At 55.0% G+C, this 16,480-nt stretch carries 16 protein-coding genes and 1 riboswitch; of the genes, 10 read left to right on the top strand and 6 right to left on the bottom strand.

All coding sequences use genetic code 11. The features are described 5' to 3' along the window. Positions 1 to 152: 152 nt before the first annotated feature. The 3 genes from yegQ (at position 153) to yidD (ending at position 2,418) form a co-directional block, all read left to right on the top strand. Complete coding sequence (gene yegQ, locus ABGB15_RS07945) at positions 153 to 1,514, top strand: tRNA 5-hydroxyuridine modification protein YegQ (RefSeq protein WP_369064155.1); 1,362 nt, start codon at positions 153 to 155, stop codon at positions 1,512 to 1,514. Between the two features lie 453 nt (positions 1,515 to 1,967). Then, a complete protein-coding gene (locus ABGB15_RS07940) occupies positions 1,968 to 2,210 on the top strand; it encodes a DUF4177 domain-containing protein (protein WP_215722332.1) in 243 nt (80 codons plus the stop codon). Continuing rightward, on the top strand, positions 2,203 to 2,418 hold the full coding sequence (gene yidD, locus ABGB15_RS07935; RefSeq protein WP_215722333.1) for a membrane protein insertion efficiency factor YidD: 216 nt from the start codon (positions 2,203 to 2,205) through the stop codon (positions 2,416 to 2,418). Before ABGB15_RS07940 ends, yidD begins: the two co-directional genes overlap by 8 nt. Positions 2,419 to 2,487: 69 nt before the next feature. Here yidD and ABGB15_RS07930 read toward each other — a convergent pair whose 3' ends face one another. Continuing rightward, complete coding sequence (locus ABGB15_RS07930; protein WP_215722334.1) at positions 2,488 to 3,000, bottom strand: DUF523 domain-containing protein; 513 nt, start codon at positions 2,998 to 3,000, stop codon at positions 2,488 to 2,490. Positions 3,001 to 3,141: 141 nt separating this feature from the next. Between ABGB15_RS07930 and yegS the strand changes: the two genes are divergently transcribed. Next, positions 3,142 to 4,041 carry a lipid kinase YegS gene (gene yegS / locus ABGB15_RS07925; RefSeq protein WP_152081584.1) on the top strand — a complete coding sequence of 300 codons (900 nt, stop codon included), beginning with the start codon at positions 3,142 to 3,144 and terminating at the stop codon, positions 4,039 to 4,041. Positions 4,042 to 4,092: 51 nt separating this feature from the next. On the opposite strand, the gene fbaB is transcribed toward yegS, so the two are convergent. Then, positions 4,093 to 5,145: a class I fructose-bisphosphate aldolase gene (gene fbaB, locus ABGB15_RS07920; protein ID WP_010433688.1), complete on the bottom strand. Its 1,053-nt coding sequence runs from the start codon at positions 5,143 to 5,145 to the stop codon at positions 4,093 to 4,095. 251 nt (positions 5,146 to 5,396) lie between these two features. Between fbaB and ABGB15_RS07915 the strand changes: the two genes are divergently transcribed. The 3 genes from ABGB15_RS07915 to ABGB15_RS07905 are packed head-to-tail and all read left to right on the top strand — an operon-like array spanning position 5,397 to position 8,625. Continuing rightward, positions 5,397 to 6,674, top strand: a complete 1,278-nt coding sequence (locus tag ABGB15_RS07915) for a nucleoside permease (protein ID WP_152081585.1) — start codon at positions 5,397 to 5,399, stop codon at positions 6,672 to 6,674. Further along, positions 6,671 to 7,675, top strand: a complete 1,005-nt coding sequence (locus ABGB15_RS07910; protein ID WP_215722336.1) for an ADP-ribosylglycohydrolase family protein — start codon at positions 6,671 to 6,673, stop codon at positions 7,673 to 7,675. Before ABGB15_RS07915 ends, ABGB15_RS07910 begins: the two co-directional genes overlap by 4 nt. Then, positions 7,672 to 8,625 (top strand): PfkB family carbohydrate kinase, encoded by a 954-nt coding sequence (locus ABGB15_RS07905; protein ID WP_215722337.1) that lies wholly within the window; start codon positions 7,672 to 7,674, stop codon positions 8,623 to 8,625. The genes ABGB15_RS07910 and ABGB15_RS07905 overlap by 4 nt, the downstream gene beginning before the upstream one ends. On the opposite strand, the gene ABGB15_RS07900 is transcribed toward ABGB15_RS07905, so the two are convergent. The 3 genes from ABGB15_RS07900 to thiM are packed head-to-tail and all read right to left on the bottom strand — an operon-like array spanning position 8,599 to position 10,955. Next, positions 8,599 to 9,345 carry a GntR family transcriptional regulator gene (locus ABGB15_RS07900; protein WP_152081588.1) on the bottom strand — a complete coding sequence of 249 codons (747 nt, stop codon included), beginning with the start codon at positions 9,343 to 9,345 and terminating at the stop codon, positions 8,599 to 8,601. The genes ABGB15_RS07905 and ABGB15_RS07900 overlap by 27 nt on opposite strands. A gap of 42 nt (positions 9,346 to 9,387) precedes the next feature. After that, positions 9,388 to 10,188: a bifunctional hydroxymethylpyrimidine kinase/phosphomethylpyrimidine kinase gene (gene thiD / locus ABGB15_RS07895; RefSeq protein ID WP_215722338.1), complete on the bottom strand. Its 801-nt coding sequence runs from the start codon at positions 10,186 to 10,188 to the stop codon at positions 9,388 to 9,390. Then, positions 10,185 to 10,955 (bottom strand): hydroxyethylthiazole kinase, encoded by a 771-nt coding sequence (gene thiM, locus ABGB15_RS07890; RefSeq protein ID WP_369064154.1) that lies wholly within the window; start codon positions 10,953 to 10,955, stop codon positions 10,185 to 10,187. The genes thiD and thiM overlap by 4 nt, the downstream gene beginning before the upstream one ends. Positions 10,956 to 10,990: 35 nt before the next feature. Next, positions 10,991 to 11,087: riboswitch (TPP riboswitch) on the bottom strand. Between the two features lie 248 nt (positions 11,088 to 11,335). Between thiM and ABGB15_RS07885 the strand changes: the two genes are divergently transcribed. The 3 genes from ABGB15_RS07885 to ABGB15_RS07875 all read left to right on the top strand — a co-directional run bounded on the left by ABGB15_RS07885 (position 11,336) and on the right by ABGB15_RS07875 (position 15,413). Then, complete coding sequence (locus ABGB15_RS07885) at positions 11,336 to 12,007, top strand: EAL domain-containing protein (RefSeq protein ID WP_215722340.1); 672 nt, start codon at positions 11,336 to 11,338, stop codon at positions 12,005 to 12,007. Positions 12,008 to 12,551: 544 nt separating this feature from the next. Further along, positions 12,552 to 13,928 (top strand): diaminobutyrate--2-oxoglutarate transaminase, encoded by a 1,377-nt coding sequence (locus ABGB15_RS07880; protein WP_152081595.1) that lies wholly within the window; start codon positions 12,552 to 12,554, stop codon positions 13,926 to 13,928. Positions 13,929 to 13,946: 18 nt separating this feature from the next. Beyond that, entirely contained in the window at positions 13,947 to 15,413 is a 1,467-nt protein-coding gene (locus ABGB15_RS07875) for an aspartate aminotransferase family protein (RefSeq protein WP_215722341.1), read from the top strand. A gap of 50 nt (positions 15,414 to 15,463) precedes the next feature. Here the strand turns inward: ABGB15_RS07875 and ABGB15_RS07870 are convergent, their stop codons facing one another. Further along, the gene (locus tag ABGB15_RS07870; RefSeq protein WP_215722342.1) at positions 15,464 to 16,384 is read right to left on the bottom strand and encodes a LysR family transcriptional regulator; all 921 of its coding nucleotides are present in this window, start codon (positions 16,382 to 16,384) and stop codon (positions 15,464 to 15,466) included. Positions 16,385 to 16,480: the final 96 nt, after the last annotated feature.

Below are 16,480 nucleotides of genomic sequence, written 5' to 3'. Positions count from 1 at the left end.
TCAGGCCGGGTCGGGCGTAGCCGCCCCCCGGCACAATAACTTTACCTCCCCGCCCCGCAGCGCTACAATGCCCGCCCTTAATGTGGGGGATCTCCCCTTACCGCTGCACCAGGTGTACGCGGATCTGACCTGTCATCAGAACGAGAACAATCATGTTTAAACCGGAACTCCTTTCCCCGGCGGGAACGCTGCAAAATATGCGTTACGCTTTCGCTTATGGTGCCGACGCTGTGTACGCGGGCCAGCCGCGCTACTCACTGCGCGTGCGCAACAACGAATTCAACCACGAGAACCTGCAGCTCGGCATCAATGAAGCGCATGCCCTGGGCAAAAAATTCTACGTGGTGGTGAACATCGCGCCGCATAACGCCAAGCTGAAAACGTTTATCCGTGACCTGAAGCCGGTCGTGGAGATGGGGCCGGACGCGCTGATCATGTCGGACCCTGGTTTAATCATGCTGGTTCGGGAGCATTTCCCGGAGATGGATATTCACCTCTCCGTGCAGGCTAACGCCGTCAACTGGGCAACGGTGAAATTCTGGAAACAGATGGGGCTGACCCGCGTCATTCTGTCCCGCGAGCTTTCCCTGGGAGAGATTGAAGAGATCCGCACCCAGGTGCCGGATATGGAAATCGAAATCTTCGTCCACGGTGCGCTGTGCATGGCTTACTCCGGTCGCTGCCTGCTCTCTGGCTACATCAACAAGCGTGACCCGAACCAGGGCACCTGTACCAACGCCTGCCGCTGGGAATATAACGTCCAGGAAGGTAAAGAGGATGACATCGGGAATATCGTGCACAAACACGAGCCTATTCCGGTCACCAACGTTGAGCCTACCCTGGGTATCGGTGCGCCAACCGACAGCGTGTTTATGATCGAAGAAGCCAAACGTCCGGGCGAGTACATGACCGCCTTTGAAGACGAACACGGCACCTACATCATGAACTCGAAAGATCTGCGCGCCATCGCCCACGTTGAGCGTCTGACCCAGATGGGCGTGCACTCCCTGAAAATCGAAGGCCGCACAAAGTCTTATTACTACTGCGCGCGCACCGCACAGGTATACCGCAAAGCCATCGACGATGCCGCTGCCGGTAAACCGTTCGATACCAGCCTGCTGGAGACGCTGGAAGGTCTGGCGCATCGTGGCTATACCGAAGGCTTCCTGCGTCGTCATACTCATGATGATTATCAAAATTACGAGCACGGTTACTCGGTGTCCGAACGCCAGCAGTTTGTGGGCGACTTTACCGGAGAGCGCAAAGGCGCACTGGCCGCTGTCGCAGTGAAAAACAAGTTCACCAAAGGCGACAGCCTGGAGCTGATGACCCCGCAGGGCAATATGAACTTTACGCTGGAGCATCTGGAAAACGGCAAAGGTGAAGCCATTACCGTTGCACCGGGCGACGGACATACCGTCTGGCTGCCGGTCCCGGAAGGCGTTGAACTGGATTTTGCGCTGCTGATGCGTAATTTCGACGGTGAAAGTACCCGTAATCCACACAGCAAATAGTTAAGCAGGGGAATTTTTTCGCGCTGGGATAATTCTTAGAAACGGATCACATACCGCTTCGTTCAATACGGGTATTATCCCTTCCGCTGAAAAACATAACCCATAAATGCTAGCTGTACCAGGAACCACCTCCTTAGCCTGCGTAATCTCCCTTACGCGGGCTTATTTTTTATAGATGCCACTTATTAATTAAAGGCTTAAATCCCGTAAATCAGGACTTTTTGCTATGACTCTAATTCCAGTTGCTCGCATCGTTCGATTTAGGCCACTTCCCTGACTCCCCGTGTTGTTTGAGAATTTCAGGTCCGGCTAAAATCACTCTGACTTGTGAGTGGTTAGGTATCAGGTAAGTTTCAACGATGATCATATTACCTTGCGGCCATACCGATCCGTTTGAATGATGCGGAGTTAGGCTCTACCATCGGAATCCACCTAAACAACAAGGAGTTTTTTATGTACACGTATAAGATGGTTCAGATACCACCGAACATTTCTGTTAAGGCAAAGGACAACAAGAATGGTATTGCCGCCGCATATTTAGAGCAAGAGGTTAACGCCTGGGCCACTGAAGGTTGGGAGTTCCAGCGCGTTGATACTATCGGTATCGAAGAGCGGCCAGGGTGCTTTGGTGGAAATAAGTCAACGTTGACTCACTATTACGTCATCACCTTCAGAAAAGAAGTTACAAATGCTTAAATGGCTTAGTATACGTTTCGTGCTCATATATCGTGATCATGCCCCGATGAGTATTCGTAATCGTTGCCGCCATACCCCTTCCTGCTCCAGATACACGCTAGTCACTCTAAAGCGTTTCGGTTTTATAAAAGGATGGAAATTGGGATTACAGAGGATTTATCGGTGTCGGCCACCTAATGGGGGTATTGATTTCCCTCCTCATAAGTAAGCCAAAAAATTAAAGGCCACCGGGTAAGCGGTGGTCTTACTTACCTTTTCATATGGCTTACAAACACTCTTATGCTGGCTTGTTTTTTCCCACTTCTTTTTCCTCAATCCAGGTAACAAGTTCTGCAATCTGACTCTCTGAAAATACCGCTATTCCATGCTTAGCGAGTAGTGATGCCGCAACACCCATGCCCGCTTTACGTATACCGCTAAAAGAGCCGTCATAGATAAACTGGCTACCGCACGTTGGACTGCCATCAGTTAACAACGCAGCATTACAGCCAGACTCCTGGGCGGCACGCAGTGCTAACCAGGCTGCAAGCTGATACTGCTCAGTAACATCCTGCCCGGTATTTTCAATTATTCTGGCTTGCCCGTGCATCACGTCTTTGCCGTCAGCAGACATAATCTCCGCAGGGGGACGAGGTACAGACAATCCGGCTGCAAGTTCAGGGCAGTGGATAACCAGGCGTTGTTCCTGTTCCCAGCGAGCCAGTTGAGCACTCAACTGCGCTTTTTCACTGCCGTTATAACGCACCCTGAAACCCATCAGGCAAGCGCTCACCAGTATTTTATTTCTCATCGATTTCCTGGAATGTCATTTAATGCCTGTTTTCGTATTGTAACGCCCGTTTGCCGTTTTTTCCCCTTTCATCCTGTTCTTACCCGCTTTTTCCGTCTCTGCGATACACTCTTACTAACGCTAAAAAAGGGAGCAGCGCGGATGGCAACCTATCCAGACAGTTTATTGATTCTCAACGGCAAAAGTGCAGGCAACGATCTGTTGCGCCAGGCAATTACGGATCTGCGAGAAGAGGGTGCGCGTATACACGTGCGCGTAACGTGGGAAAAAGGCGACGCAGCACGCTATATCGATGAAAGCATCAGGCTGGGCGTCGACACCATTATTTCAGGCGGTGGTGATGGCACCATTAATGAAATTGCTGGCGCGCTAATTGACCTCCCCTCTTCCAGCCGCCCGGTGATGGGCATATTGCCGCTCGGCACCGCCAATGATTTCGCCACCAGCGCCGGGCTTCCGGAGGAGTTGGGGAAAGCGCTTCAACTGGCAATCCTGGGTAAAGCCACCGCTGTGGATATTGCTCAGGTGAATGACAAAACGTGTTTTATCAACATGGCAACCGGCGGCTTTGGCACGCGCATTACCAGCGAAACCCCTGAAAAACTGAAGGCGGCGTTGGGTGGCGTCTCTTACCTGATCCACGGTCTGATGCGCATGGACACCCTGAAGCCTGACCGCTGCGAAATTCGCGGCGAAGGGTTTCAGTGGCAGGGCGATGCGCTGGTGATTGGTATCGGCAATGGCCGTCAGGCAGGCGGCGGGCAGCAGCTATGCCCGGAGGCGCTGATCAATGACGGGCAATTGCAGCTACGCATTTTCACCGGAGATGGCCTGCTGCCAGCGCTGTTTACCACGCTGACACAGCCAGAACAGAGCCCGAATATCATTGACGGGAAATCCGCGTGGTTTGAAGTCAATGCTCCGCACGGGATGACGTTTAATCTCGACGGAGAACCGTTGAGCGGGACGCAGTTCCGCATTGAGGTTATCCCAGGCGCGCTACAGTGCCGGTTGCCACCGGACTGCCCGCTTCTGCGCTGAGCATTTTGCCGGGTGGCGGCTACGCCTTACCCGGCCTGTATCACAAATCCGTTACGCGATCGTCACTTTACTATCCAGATACACATCCTGAACCGCATTGATCAGCTTCACGCCGTCGGCCATCGTTTTCTTAAACGCCTTACGGCCGAGGATCAGCCCCATGCCGCCCGCACGTTTGTTGATCACCGCGGTACGTACCGCATCGGACAGGTCAGTGTCACCGCCTGCCGCACCACCGGAGTTGATCAGCCCTGCACGGCCCATATAGCAGTTCGCCAGCTGGTAACGCACCAGATCGATTGGGTTATCGCTGGTCAGCTTGCTGTAAACACGGTCGTCGGTGTAACCGAAGTTCACCGCCTTATAACCGCCATTATTCTCAGCCATTTTCTGCTTCACGATATCCGCGCCAATCGTCGCCGCCAGATGGTTCGCCTGGCCGGTCAGATCGGCGGAGACGTGGTAATCCACGCCATCTTTTTTGAATGCATTGTTACGCAGATACGCCCACAGCACGGTCACCATACCGAGCTCATGCGCACGCTCGAAAGCAGCAGAAATTTCTTCTATTTGACGACGCGACTGTTCAGAACCGAAATAGATGGTCGCCCCTACCGCCACCGCGCCCATGTTGAACGCCTGCTCGACGCTGGCGTACAGCGTCTGGTCGTATTCGGTTGGGTAGCTGAGGGTTTCGTTGTGGTTCAGTTTGACGAGGAACGGAATGCGATGGGCATAGCGGCGCGACACGGAGGCCAGTACGCCGTAGGTTGACGCCACACAGTTACAGCCCGCTTCAATCGCCAGCTCGACGATGTTTTTCGGATCAAAGTACAGCGGGTTGGCGGCAAAGGACGCGCCCGCAGAGTGCTCAACGCCCTGGTCAACCGGCAGAATAGAGAGATACCCGGTGCCGCCCAGACGCCCGGTATTGTAAAGCGTCTGCATATTTCGCAGCACGGCAGGCGGACGGTTATTATCCACCATCACGCGGTCTACATAGTCGTGGCCAGGCAGGTAGAGCTGGTCGGCTGGAATGGTCATACAACGATGCTGTAAAAGGCTGTCGGCGTCTTTGCCAAGCAACTGCGCAATATCAGTCATAGCGATGCTCCCGTAAGTCCGACGTTAAGTCGGAGCGTGTAATCCAAACCCACATTTTTGCGGGCAGACTAAGCCTGGTACCGACTTAACAGATTTTCCACCATCTGCAACTTTTTTAAGCACAATCTGCTGGCTCGTTTCGTGTACAACAATTTTGTTACACTGATCATATATTCGCCTCAAAGGTATTTAAAAGGTATTATTGAATGGTATGTTAAAGGCGTACCCTCTCTGACATGCAGGATTAAACAATGAAAACGAAAGTCCAACTGTCGTTCATGATGTTTGTTGAATGGTTTATCTGGGGCGCGTGGTTTGTGCCGCTGTGGCTCTGGCTGAGCAAAAGCGGTTTTACCGCCGGGGAGATTGGATGGTCTTATGCCTGTACCGCCATTGCCGCCATTCTCTCACCAATCCTGGTCGGCTCGCTGACGGACCGCTTCTTTGCCGCCCAGAAAGTGCTGGCGATACTGATGTTCGCCGGTGCCGTGCTGATGTACTTCGCCGCCCAGCAAACCCAGTTCAGTACCTTCTTCCCGCTGCTGCTGGCCTACTCCCTGACCTATATGCCGACCATCGCGCTGACCAACAGCATCGCCTTCGCCAACGTGGATGATGTGGAGGCCGATTTCCCGCGCATCCGCGTGATGGGCACCATCGGCTGGATCGCCTCCGGCCTGGCGTGTGGGTTCCTGCCGCAGATGATGGGCTATAGCGATATCTCGGATACCAATATCCCGCTGCTGCTGACCGCCGCCAGCTCAGCCCTGCTCGGCGTGTTCGCCCTGTTCCTGCCGAATACGCCGCCGAAGAGCACCGGCAAGCTGGACTTCAAAGTCATGCTGGGGCTGGATGCGCTGATCCTGCTTCGCGACAGAAACTTCCTGGTGTTCTTCTTCTGCTCGTTCCTGTTCGCGATGCCGCTGGCGTTCTATTACATCTTCGCCAACGGCTACCTCACCGAAGTGGGGATGAAAAATGCCACCGGCTGGATGACCCTCGGCCAGTTCTCCGAAATCTTCTTTATGCTGGCGCTGCCGTTCTTCACCAAACGCTTTGGTATTAAGAAGGTCTTACTGCTTGGTCTTATCACCGCAGCAATCCGCTATGGCTTCTTTGTTTACGGCGGTGCAGACCAATACTTCACCTACGCCCTGCTGTTCCTCGGCATTCTGCTGCACGGCGTGAGCTACGACTTCTATTACGTGACCGCGTACATCTACGTGGACAAAAAAGCACCTGCGCACATGCGTACCGCCGCGCAAGGCTTGATTACGCTGTGCTGTCAGGGCTTTGGTAGCCTGCTGGGATACCGCCTGGGCGGCGTGATGATGGAAAAAATGTTCGCTTACAAAGAGCCGGTGAATGGGCTGACCTTCAACTGGGCCGGAATGTGGACATTTGGCGGGATCATGATTGCCGTGATCGCCGTACTGTTTATGCTGTTTTTCCGCGAATCGGATAAAGAGATCACCGCAATTGAGGTGGTTGATGGCGATACCGCGCTGACACAAGGGGAAGTTAAATGAAACAAGAACGTATTCTCGGTGCTCTTTACGGGCAGGCCTTAGGGGATGCGATGGGCATGCCGTCGGAACTGTGGCCGAGAAAACGCGTGAAAGCACACTTCGGCTGGATCGACCGCTTCCTGCCCGGTCCGGCAGAGAATAACGCGGCCTGCTATTTCAACCAGGCAGAGTTCACCGACGATACTTCAATGGCGCTGTGCCTGGCCGATGCGATTATCGAGTGCGACGGACAAATTAACGCGGATGTTATCGGCAAACATATTCTGCGCTGGGCGCTCGATTTCGATGCGTTTAATAAGAACGTGCTCGGTCCGACGTCGAAAATTGCCCTCAACGCTATTCGTGACGGCAAGCCGGTGAGCGAGCTGGAGAACAACGGCGTGACCAACGGTGCGGCGATGCGTGCCTCCCCGTTAGGCTGTCTGCTGCCCGCCACTCGTCTGGAGCACTTTGTTGAGCAGGTGGCGCTGGCCTCCAGCCCGACGCATAAATCTGACCTTGCGATTGCCGGTGCGGTCGTGATTGCCTGGGCGATATCGCGCGCCATCGACGGAGAAAGCTGGCAGAACATCGTGGATGCCCTGCCGGGTATCGCCCGCTATGCGCAGGAGGCGAAAACCACCACCTTCAGCGCATCGCTGGCGGCACGCATTGAACTGGCACTCAAAACCGTGCGGGAAGCCAACGGCATTGAATCGGCCAGCGAGCAGGTGTACCAGCTTGTTGGGGCGGGAACCAGCACCATCGAATCCGTTCCGGCGGCCATTGCGATGGTTGAACTGGCAGGCACCAACCCGAACCGCTGCGCAATATTGTGCGCTAACCTCGGCGGTGATACGGACACTATCGGCGCGATGGCGACGGCGATCTGCGGCGCGCTGCACGGTGTGCAGGCCGTTGACCCGGCGCTTAAGGCGGAACTTGACGCCGTTAACTCGCTCGATTTTGGTCATTATTGCGAGAAACTGCTGCACTATCGGGAGCAACGGGAGGGCGTATGAGTTATTTTGCCGAACGCCTTGCAACATTACACGCCACACGCCCGGTGACGGTGCTGGGCGCGGCGGTGATTGACGTCATCGCCGACGCTTATGCCCTGCCGTGGCGCGGCTGTGATATCGAGCTAAAACAGCAGGGTGTGAATATCGGCGGCTGCGCGCTCAATATCGCCATCGCCCTGAAACGGCTCGGGATTGCGGCACAAAACGCCCTGCCCGTCGGCCACGGCGTGTGGGCGGATATTATCCGTAACGCAATGGCGAAGCAGGATCTGCACAGCGCCGTGGAAGCCGACACGGGCGATAACGGCTGGTGTCTGGCGCTGGTAGAGCCTGACGGTGAGCGCACCTTTATGTCGTTCAGCGGTGTGGAAAATCAGTGGCAGCAGGGCTGGCTGGATGCGCTGAACGTCCCGGCGGAGAGCCTGGTCTATCTGTCCGGCTATCAGCTGGCATCCCCCTGCGGCGAGCTGCTGACGGCCTGGATGGAAGGGTTGCAGGAGGTCACTGCGTTTATCGATTTCGGCCCGCGCATCGCAGATATTCCCGACGCGCTGATGGCGCGGATCATGGCCTGCAAACCGATTGTGTCGCTCAACCGCCAGGAGGCGGAGATTGCCGCGGAAAGACTGGCTGTGAATGTTGAAAACCTGGGCGCAGAGTGGCAGCAACGATTCGGCTCAGCCCTGATTGTGCGCCACGACAAAGACGGTGCCGCCTGGTATGACGGTGACGCTTCAGGTTACGTTCCGGCGTTTCCGGCAACTGTCGTCGACACTATCGGCGCTGGCGACAGCCATGCGGGCGGTACGCTGGCCGGGCTGGCGGCAGGCTGGTCACTGGCGGATGCGGTACTGCTGGGCAATGCGGTTGCTGCATGGGTGGTCAGCCACCGCGGCGGGGACTGTGCGCCTGGGCGCGAGGAACTACTCCTCGCACACAAAGACGTATAGATCGCTGCGACAGTAGCTGATGCTGTACTCAATCGGCCGGTGCTGTTGGTCAAGCGCAACCTGCTTGATCACCAGCACCGGTATTTTGTCATCCATCTTTATGTGCGCCTGGAACTCGCTGTCCGGCATACGGGCGCTGACGCGCGAACGGGTGCGCTGTGGGAAGATATTCTGGCTGCGGAAGTAATCGTACAGCGAGATGCCAATCGCGTCCGGGTCGGGGATTAAGCCTACCGGAACCCAGGACTCTTCAATCGATACGGCATCATCATCAACGTAGCGGATGCGCTTAAGCAAAAAGACGTCGCTTTCCGCCTCTATCGACAAATGGCTGGCGACCTCTTCCGGGCATTTCACTACCCGTTTGTTGACCCACAGCGTGTTAGGCTTTTGTCCGCGCAGCACCACCTGTTGAGAAAATCCGCGCGCCTCTTTCAGCGAATACTCAAAAATATTGTTGATTTGCGTTCCGTAGCCGCGCGCGCGCGTCACCACGCCCTCTTTTTCCAGCGCCTGCATTGCCTTGCGCACGGTAATGCGCGACACGCCAGTTAACTGACTCAGGTCCCGCTCGCCAGGCAGAATATTCCCGTGTTCCAGCACGCCGCTGCGCACCGCGTTTTTTACCGTTTCAGCAAATTTCAGGTACAGCGGCGTGTTGTCCGGCGCGGCAATCCGTTCATTCAGTAGAGCGATTAACCGGGTATGCGCTTGTTCCATCTCTGTTTTTCTCAGGCCTGATGTTTCCAGCCAGTATACGGCTTACCACCAGGCATGAAAATGGTGTACCGGTCCAATACCGTGACCAACCTCCAGAGTATCGGCTTTTGCCAGCGCGGCTGAGAGCCAGGCTTTGGCCTCGCGCACGGTATCGGCCCAGTTATCATGCCGTGGACGCAGCGCCGCCAGTGCGGCAGAGAGCGTACAGCCCGTGCCGTGGGTGTTTTTGGTCTGCACGCGCGGGGCAGTGAAACGCAGCTCGCCGTCACGGGTGAAGAGCCAGTCCGGGCTTTCCGCGTCATCCAGATGCCCGCCTTTCATCAGCACCGCGCCACAGCCCATCGCCAGCAGCGCGTTTCCCTGCTCTTTCATTTCGCGTTCGTTTTGCGCGTGCGGCGCATCCAGTAGCGCTGCAGCTTCAGGAAGATTTGGCGTAATGAGCGCGACCTGCGGCAGCAGTTTTTTACGCAGCGTTTCAACGGCGGACGCGGATAACAGCGGATCACCGCTTTTTGCCAGCATCACGGTATCAAGCACCACATTTTGCACCTGGTAACGCGTTAGCCGTTCTGCCACGGCTTCCACAATATCGGTCTCCGCCAGCATGCCGATTTTAGTGGTATCAATGCGCACATCGCTGAATACTGAGTCAAGCTGCGCGGCGACAAAGTCCGGCTCAATGCGGTAAACCGACTGCACACCACGCGTATTTTGCGCCACCAGTGCCGTAATCACAGAACAACCGTATGCGCCCAGCGCGGAGAAGGTTTTCAGATCGGCCTGAATGCCCGCCCCGCCACTTGGATCGGTGCCGGCAATAGTGAGTGCGTTAATCCGTTTCATGCCTCTTCCTCCAGGTTATAAAGCGCGTCCAAAAAAGCGCTGGCAAAACTGCCGGGGCCACGGGAGTGTGCTGTAGCAACGCTTCCGGCGCGCTTCATAAATCCACAGGCAGCAACCACGTTATCCAGCCTGTCGCCAGGCAGTGAACAGCTGGCTGCCACAACCGCCGAAAACGCACAACCGGTGCCCACCACGCGGGTCATCAGCGGATCGCCACCCGTTACCGTGCGGGTTCGCTGCCCGTCAGTGATGTAATCCACCTCGCCAGTGACCACCACAATGGCATTGGTCTGACGTGCCAGCGCCTGGGCAGCAGGCAGCGCAGTGGCGGCGGTGTCGGTGGTATCGACGCCACGCCCGCCCGCGCTCATCCCCGCCAGCGCGAGAATTTCAGACGCATTGCCGCGAATGGCAGCAGGTTTAAGGGAAAGAATGTGATGGCAAAAACGGGTGCGAAACGTCAGCGCGCCGACTGCAACCGGATCGAGCGTCCAGGGTTTGCCTGCCGCCACAGCGCTTTCAATCGCCCGGCGCATCGACTGGGCGCGCGGCGCGGTGAGTGTGCCGACGTTGATAAGCACCGCATCCGCAAGCGCGGCAAACTGCTCGGCTTCTTCGGCTTCAATCACCATCGCCGGGGAAGCGCCAAGCGCCAGCAGAACGTTGGCCGTAAAGGTTTGCACGACATCGTTGGTCATACAGTGCGTGAGCGGGGAATGGGTTCGGAACTGATGTAAAACGTGTAAATCGAGCTGGTCAGGCTGCATGGTATCGCTCCTGCCTTGCGTGAAGAAGCGATGACCGGGAAGGCATCTGACTTCCCTACGCTGGCATTATCCAGATCAGGTAATACGGGTATTTCTCAGCCTTCACAAAGAAGGGCACCCCGAGTCATTTAAAACAAAATCAAAAAGTTGAGATTAACGCCCCGTTAACCCCTGTTCTGGATCATGCCAGCGGGAAGCCAAAGACTCAACCCTAAAAAAAGACCAGCTTCAAGAATAATCTTAAAAATAAATTATGATTAAAAATCAAAAAGATACATTTATCGTTTTTATCGATCATTACTTGATTATTGATCGTTATTATTGATCAATAATTTTTAAAGGTGCATTATCAGCCAGTTATCACTCAACTGGAACGTAACATGCACTCCGAATTCATTGCTGAACCCATAATGAACTTTGAAGGTAAGCTGTTAGGAGTCGAGCTTCTTACCCGGTTTATCTCTGAGTCCAGGCGGCCTCTTCACCCAGAGTTTGTCATTTCAGGCTGGGATTTCGATCGGAAACGCCTTTTCCTCTATGAACAGTTTGGGGTCATAGCCAGTAAGCAGGACTGGTTCGAGCATAACGGCTTGTTCTGCTCTCTCAACATTGATTACGATATGGCGACACTTTTAAGGCATGACGGTTTATTACAGTTAACAGTCAGTTCCATGCCGTTTATCAAACTTGAAGTTTCTGAAGAGTTTCCCGGTCTTGAGCAAGGGCTTAAAAGCCCAATACTGAAAGCACTGTGTCAGGGTGTTAACTCACTCTGGCTGGATGACCTGGGAGCCGGAAATGCAACAGTTGCCAGCCTGCTTGGAGGCTGCTTCGAAGTGGTGAAGATTGACCGTCATTTCTTCAATGATCAAATTGATAAACCCACATTTCCCTTGTTGATAAAAAATATAAAACGGTATTGCAATAAGATAGTGGTGGAAGGCGTAGAGAGTAGACAGCATCTCGAACGACTACAGGAGGTTGGTATTTGGGGACTGCAAGGATACCTCTTTGAATCAGCCCCCTTTCATAGCGTTGAGACATTGCTATAAAAAAGCCGGGATTGACCCGGCTTTTATGGAACGGCACCCCGAGTCATTGATAAGAACTTACTCTCGTTTTGCGGAGCAGGTGAAGTCAATGCGCGATGCAAGACATGGCGGTGCCTCGCTGTCATGTTAGTTGTTATAGCAATCAGGCTTATTGAAAACGGTATTACGGATATGTCCCGGAATAAAAACAGCCTGACGTGTCTACCGTATTTGGCGGGTAATGCTGACACAATCAGGCAAAAGGGGCGTTCTGCCCTCATTATCCTCGTTCTGTGGCACGATTTGTCACATACTTTTCTCTATTTTTACAGTCCTGACAAATTGCACTTAACTGTCTGTTTTCATTTGGCATAAAGCGCAATTTCTTTTCTCAAAACGGGCATATTTCCGCCCCCGTCCTCCGCGTCACAAAACCGTAAACAAATTAACCATTGAGCCCCGTGGCAAAAGGCTCTATATTGGCGGCGTTTTTTTCAGGCCCCATCTGTTTTTTAACTTTTTATTCAATCGTGGCTCATAACGAAGCGGCGGTTGTAGGAGTGATATGATGACGGATAAAGTCCGTATTGACACTGTAGATGCCCATAAAAGCAACGAAACCTATCTGGCCCGTCAGGCCGAGTTTGAATCTAACGTCAGGAGTTACCCGCGCAAGCTGCCTTTAGCGATCACTAAAGCAGAAGGCGTGTGGATCACCGATGCAGATAACAAAGAATACCTTGACTGTTTAGCTGGCGCAGGCACTCTCGCGCTGGGTCACAATCATCCTGATGTGCTGAAAAGCATCCAAAATGTCATTACCAGCGGCTTGCCGTTACATACCCTGGATCTGACGACGCCGTTAAAAGACGCGTTCTCAGAATACCTGCTCTCTCTGCTGCCTGGTCAGGGCAAAGAGTATTGCCTGCAGTTCACCGGTCCATCCGGTGCAGACGCCGTTGAAGCGGCGCTGAAGCTGGCGAAAAAAGTGACCGGCCGTAGCGGTATCATCAGCTTCTCTGGTGGTTACCACGGCATGACCCACGGCGCACTGTCCGTCACCGGCAACCTGTCTCCGAAAGAAGCCGTTGACGGTATGATGCCAGAAGTGCAGTTCATGCCTTACCCGCACGAGTACCGCTGCCCACTGGGTATCGGCGGTGAGGCGGGCGTGAAAGCGCTGACCTACTACTTCGACAACCTGATTAACGACGTTGAAAGCGGCGTGCGTAAACCAGCAGCGGTGATCCTGGAAGCCGTTCAGGGTGAAGGCGGCGTGAACCCGGCTCCGGCTGAGTGGCTGCAGCGCATCCGTAAAGTGACTCAGGAACACGGCATTCTGCTGATCCTCGACGAAGTTCAGGCTGGCTTTGCCCGTACCGGTAAATTCTTCGCGTTTGAACACGCTGGCATTGAGCCAGACATCATCGTGATGTCCAAAGCGGTTGGCGGCGGTCTGCCACTGGCTGTGCTCGGTATCAAAAAGCAGTTCGATGCATGGGCACCAGGTCACCACACTGGCACCTTCCGCGGCAACCAGCTGGCGATGGCAACCGGTCTGACGACGCTGAAAATCCTGAAAGACCAGAACATCGCAGGCAAAGTCGCTGCTCAGGGTGAATGGCTGAAAGGCCAGCTGAAAGAGATGGCGAAACGCTACCCGGTTATCGGTCACGTTCGCGGTCTGGGCATGATGATCGGTATTGAGATCGTTAAGCCGCATGAAGCCGCTGACCACATGGGTTGCTTCCCTGGCGACGGTGAGCTGTCTGCGCTGATTCAGAAGAAGTGCTTTGAAGCCGGTCTGATTCTGGAGCGTGGCGGTCGTAACGGCATTGTGCTGCGTCTGCTGCCTTCCCTGCTGATCAGCGATGATGAGCTGAAAATCTTCCTGGATAAATTTGAGCAGGCACTGCTTGCTGCGGGCGTTCGCCCGGCGTAACCGGAGTTGTTGATTACGATGTCTGATTCAAACCCAATTTTGTTCTCCTCTGCGCAGAGCATTGAGGCTTACCAGCAGGCGATTGAACAAAGCTCTCAGGCTGTGATGCAGTGGCTGAAACAGCCTGAGATGTACCAGGGCAAAACGGTCGCGGAACTGCGCGACCGTATTAAGCTGGATTTCAACCCGAAAGGGCTGGGTAACGAAGCGGCGATTGAACGCGCCGTGGAGTTTTTCCTGAAAGACAGTTTGTCTGTTCATCACCCGCAGTGTGTGGCGCACCTGCACTGCCCAAGCCTGGTGGTAAGCCAGGCGGCGGAAGTGCTGATCAACGCCACTAACCAGAGTATGGACTCCTGGGATCAAAGCCCGTCCGCAACCATTATCGAGATCAAACTGATCGAATGGCTGCGTACCCGCGTGGGTTATCAGGCTGGCGACGCAGGTGTCTTCACCAGCGGCGGCACCCAGAGCAACCTGATGGGTCTGATGCTGGCGCGCGATGCGTTCTTTGCGCGCCAGGGTCACTCCGTTCAGCAGGACGGTCTGGTGGGCGATCTGCGTAAAATTCGCGTGCTGTGCTCCGAGAATGCGCACTTCTCCGTGCAGAAAAACATGGCGCTGATGGGCCTCGGCTATCAGTCCGTGGTGCAGGTGAAAACGGACGAATTCTCGCGTATGGATCTGACCGATCTGGCGGCGAAAATTGAGCAGTGCAATGCCAACGGCGAGCAGATTCTGGCGATTGTGGCGACAGCAGGTACGACCGATGCGGGCGCTATCGATCCGCTGCGCGCGATTGCTGAGCTGGCGGCGAAGCAGAACATCTGGGTACACGTTGATGCGGCCTGGGGTGGCGCGCTGCTGATGTCTGAGCAGTATCGTCACTATCTGGACGGCATTGAGCTGGTGGATTCCGTGACGCTGGACTTCCATAAGCAGTTCTTCCAGACCATCAGCTGCGGCGCGTTCCTGCTGAAAGAAGCGCGTCACTATGAGCTGATGCGCTATCAGGCGGCTTACCTGAACTCTGAGTTCGACGAAGAGGCAGGCGTGCCTAACCTGGTATCCAAATCTCTGCAGACCACGCGCCGCTTCGACGCGCTGAAGCTGTGGATGAGCCTGGAAGCACTGGGTCAGGAGCAATACGCGGCGATCATCGATCACGGCGTGACGCTGGCACAGCAGGTTGCGGCTTACGTGAAAGAGCAGCCTGCGCTTGAGCTGGTGATGCAGCCGCAGCTGGCAAGCGTCCTGTTCCGCTTCCGTGGACAGGTACAGATGGATGATGCAGGTATTGCCCTGCTGAATCAGAAAATTGGTGATGCGCTGCTGGAATCCGGCCGTGCCAACGTTGGCGTGACCGAGCACAACGGTATTACCTGCCTGAAGCTGACCCTGCTGAACCCAACCGTGACGCTGGAGGATGTTAAAGTCCTGCTGTCTCTGGTGGAACGCACCGCGCAGGAAGTTCTGGCGAAGTAAGACTTACCCCTCTCCCTTCCGGGAGAGGGTATTTCCCCTGCCCCATCCCCTCAGTTTGTTCGCAAGGTTTCAACCATCAGCGTAAAGCAGGATTCTATCAGCGGCGGCAATGCCTGCGGCGCGCGCATTAATGCCACTGTTCGGGTCAGTGCCGGTTGTTGAAGATGAACCACCCTGAGCTGCGGGTCCTGAAGATGCGTGGTGTAAAGCTGCGGTAAAATCGCCACGGCCAGCCGCGAGCGCACCAGGCCGTACAGCGTTTCAATGTAATCCACCTGATAGCGCGTCTGCAGCGACAGACGATGGCTTTCCGCAAGCGCCCCGACCAGACGCTGAATGTTACCTTTCGAGAAGACAGCAATCTCCCGGCCAGCTAACTGCTTCCAGGGCACATGTGCTGAAGCCGCCAGGGGATCGTCACAGTGGATCACCGCAACAAACGGATCGTCCTGCAGCGGAAAGACCTCCAGCCCATCGGGAACCGAGTTATCCAGCGCGCCAATGCCAAAATCAATCTGCCCTTTCAGCAACTGTGCCAGAAGCGCATCATTGGTCTGATCGTGAAATTCCACCTTCAGGCGGGGAAAAGCCTGCGCAAGAGTCTGCGGAAGCGAGGGAAACAGCAGAGAACTGACGGATGGAATAAGGCCGATGCGTACCGTGCCGTCGCCGCCCGCCTGTACAATCTGCTGCATGTCGTCAAATGCGAGCTGGGCCACGCTAAGCACCCGCTGCGCATGCGGCAGGATGGCGTTACCCAGCTCCGTCAACGTAACGGACGAGGCGGTACGGTTCACCAGCTTTCCACCGAGCACCGTTTCGATTTGCCGCAGTGCGCTGCTGAGCGCAGGCTGGCTGATCGCCAGCTTACTGGCGGTATCCGTAAAATGACGCAGTTGCGCCAGGGTGACAAAATACTGAAGCTGCCGAAGAGAAAGCGCGGGCAAGCGCTGCCAGGGTTCCGTCGTCATTATCTTTTTCACGCTTCTCAGAATAAGCCGGAGTTATCGGGCGATAAATTTTATCAGCTGGGCAAACGTTTGCCGGGTGCATAGAGTATCGTCAAT

This window comes from Enterobacter sp. MALB-1, from assembly GCF_041021625.1.
GTDB classification, from domain to species: domain Bacteria; phylum Pseudomonadota; class Gammaproteobacteria; order Enterobacterales; family Enterobacteriaceae; genus Enterobacter; species Enterobacter oligotrophicus.
This window is presented reverse-complemented; position numbering and strand designations above follow the sequence as displayed.

Bases quoted from the DNA above. Each gene is read 5' to 3' on its own strand.
- ABGB15_RS07870 (WP_215722342.1), bottom strand. From the start codon at position 16,384: ATGACGACGGAACCCTGGCAGCGCTTGCCCGCGCTTTCTCTTCGGCAG.
- ABGB15_RS07930 (WP_215722334.1), bottom strand. From the start codon at position 3,000: ATGAGAAATAAAATACTGGTGAGCGCTTGCCTGATGGGTTTCAGGGTG.
- ABGB15_RS07880 (WP_152081595.1), top strand. From the start codon at position 12,552: ATGATGACGGATAAAGTCCGTATTGACACTGTAGATGCCCATAAAAGC.
- ABGB15_RS07910 (WP_215722336.1), top strand. From the start codon at position 6,671: ATGAAACAAGAACGTATTCTCGGTGCTCTTTACGGGCAGGCCTTAGGG.
- ABGB15_RS07875 (WP_215722341.1), top strand. From the start codon at position 13,947: ATGTCTGATTCAAACCCAATTTTGTTCTCCTCTGCGCAGAGCATTGAG.
- ABGB15_RS07940 (WP_215722332.1), top strand. From the start codon at position 1,968: ATGTACACGTATAAGATGGTTCAGATACCACCGAACATTTCTGTTAAG.
- fbaB (WP_010433688.1), bottom strand. From the start codon at position 5,145: ATGACTGATATTGCGCAGTTGCTTGGCAAAGACGCCGACAGCCTTTTA.
- yidD (WP_215722333.1), top strand. From the start codon at position 2,203: ATGCTTAAATGGCTTAGTATACGTTTCGTGCTCATATATCGTGATCAT.
- ABGB15_RS07915 (WP_152081585.1), top strand. From the start codon at position 5,397: ATGAAAACGAAAGTCCAACTGTCGTTCATGATGTTTGTTGAATGGTTT.
- thiD (WP_215722338.1), bottom strand. From the start codon at position 10,188: ATGAAACGGATTAACGCACTCACTATTGCCGGCACCGATCCAAGTGGC.
- yegQ (WP_369064155.1), top strand. From the start codon at position 153: ATGTTTAAACCGGAACTCCTTTCCCCGGCGGGAACGCTGCAAAATATG.
- ABGB15_RS07905 (WP_215722337.1), top strand. From the start codon at position 7,672: ATGAGTTATTTTGCCGAACGCCTTGCAACATTACACGCCACACGCCCG.
- yegS (WP_152081584.1), top strand. From the start codon at position 3,142: ATGGCAACCTATCCAGACAGTTTATTGATTCTCAACGGCAAAAGTGCA.
- thiM (WP_369064154.1), bottom strand. From the start codon at position 10,955: ATGCAGCCTGACCAGCTCGATTTACACGTTTTACATCAGTTCCGAACC.
- ABGB15_RS07900 (WP_152081588.1), bottom strand. From the start codon at position 9,345: ATGGAACAAGCGCATACCCGGTTAATCGCTCTACTGAATGAACGGATT.
- ABGB15_RS07885 (WP_215722340.1), top strand. From the start codon at position 11,336: ATGCACTCCGAATTCATTGCTGAACCCATAATGAACTTTGAAGGTAAG.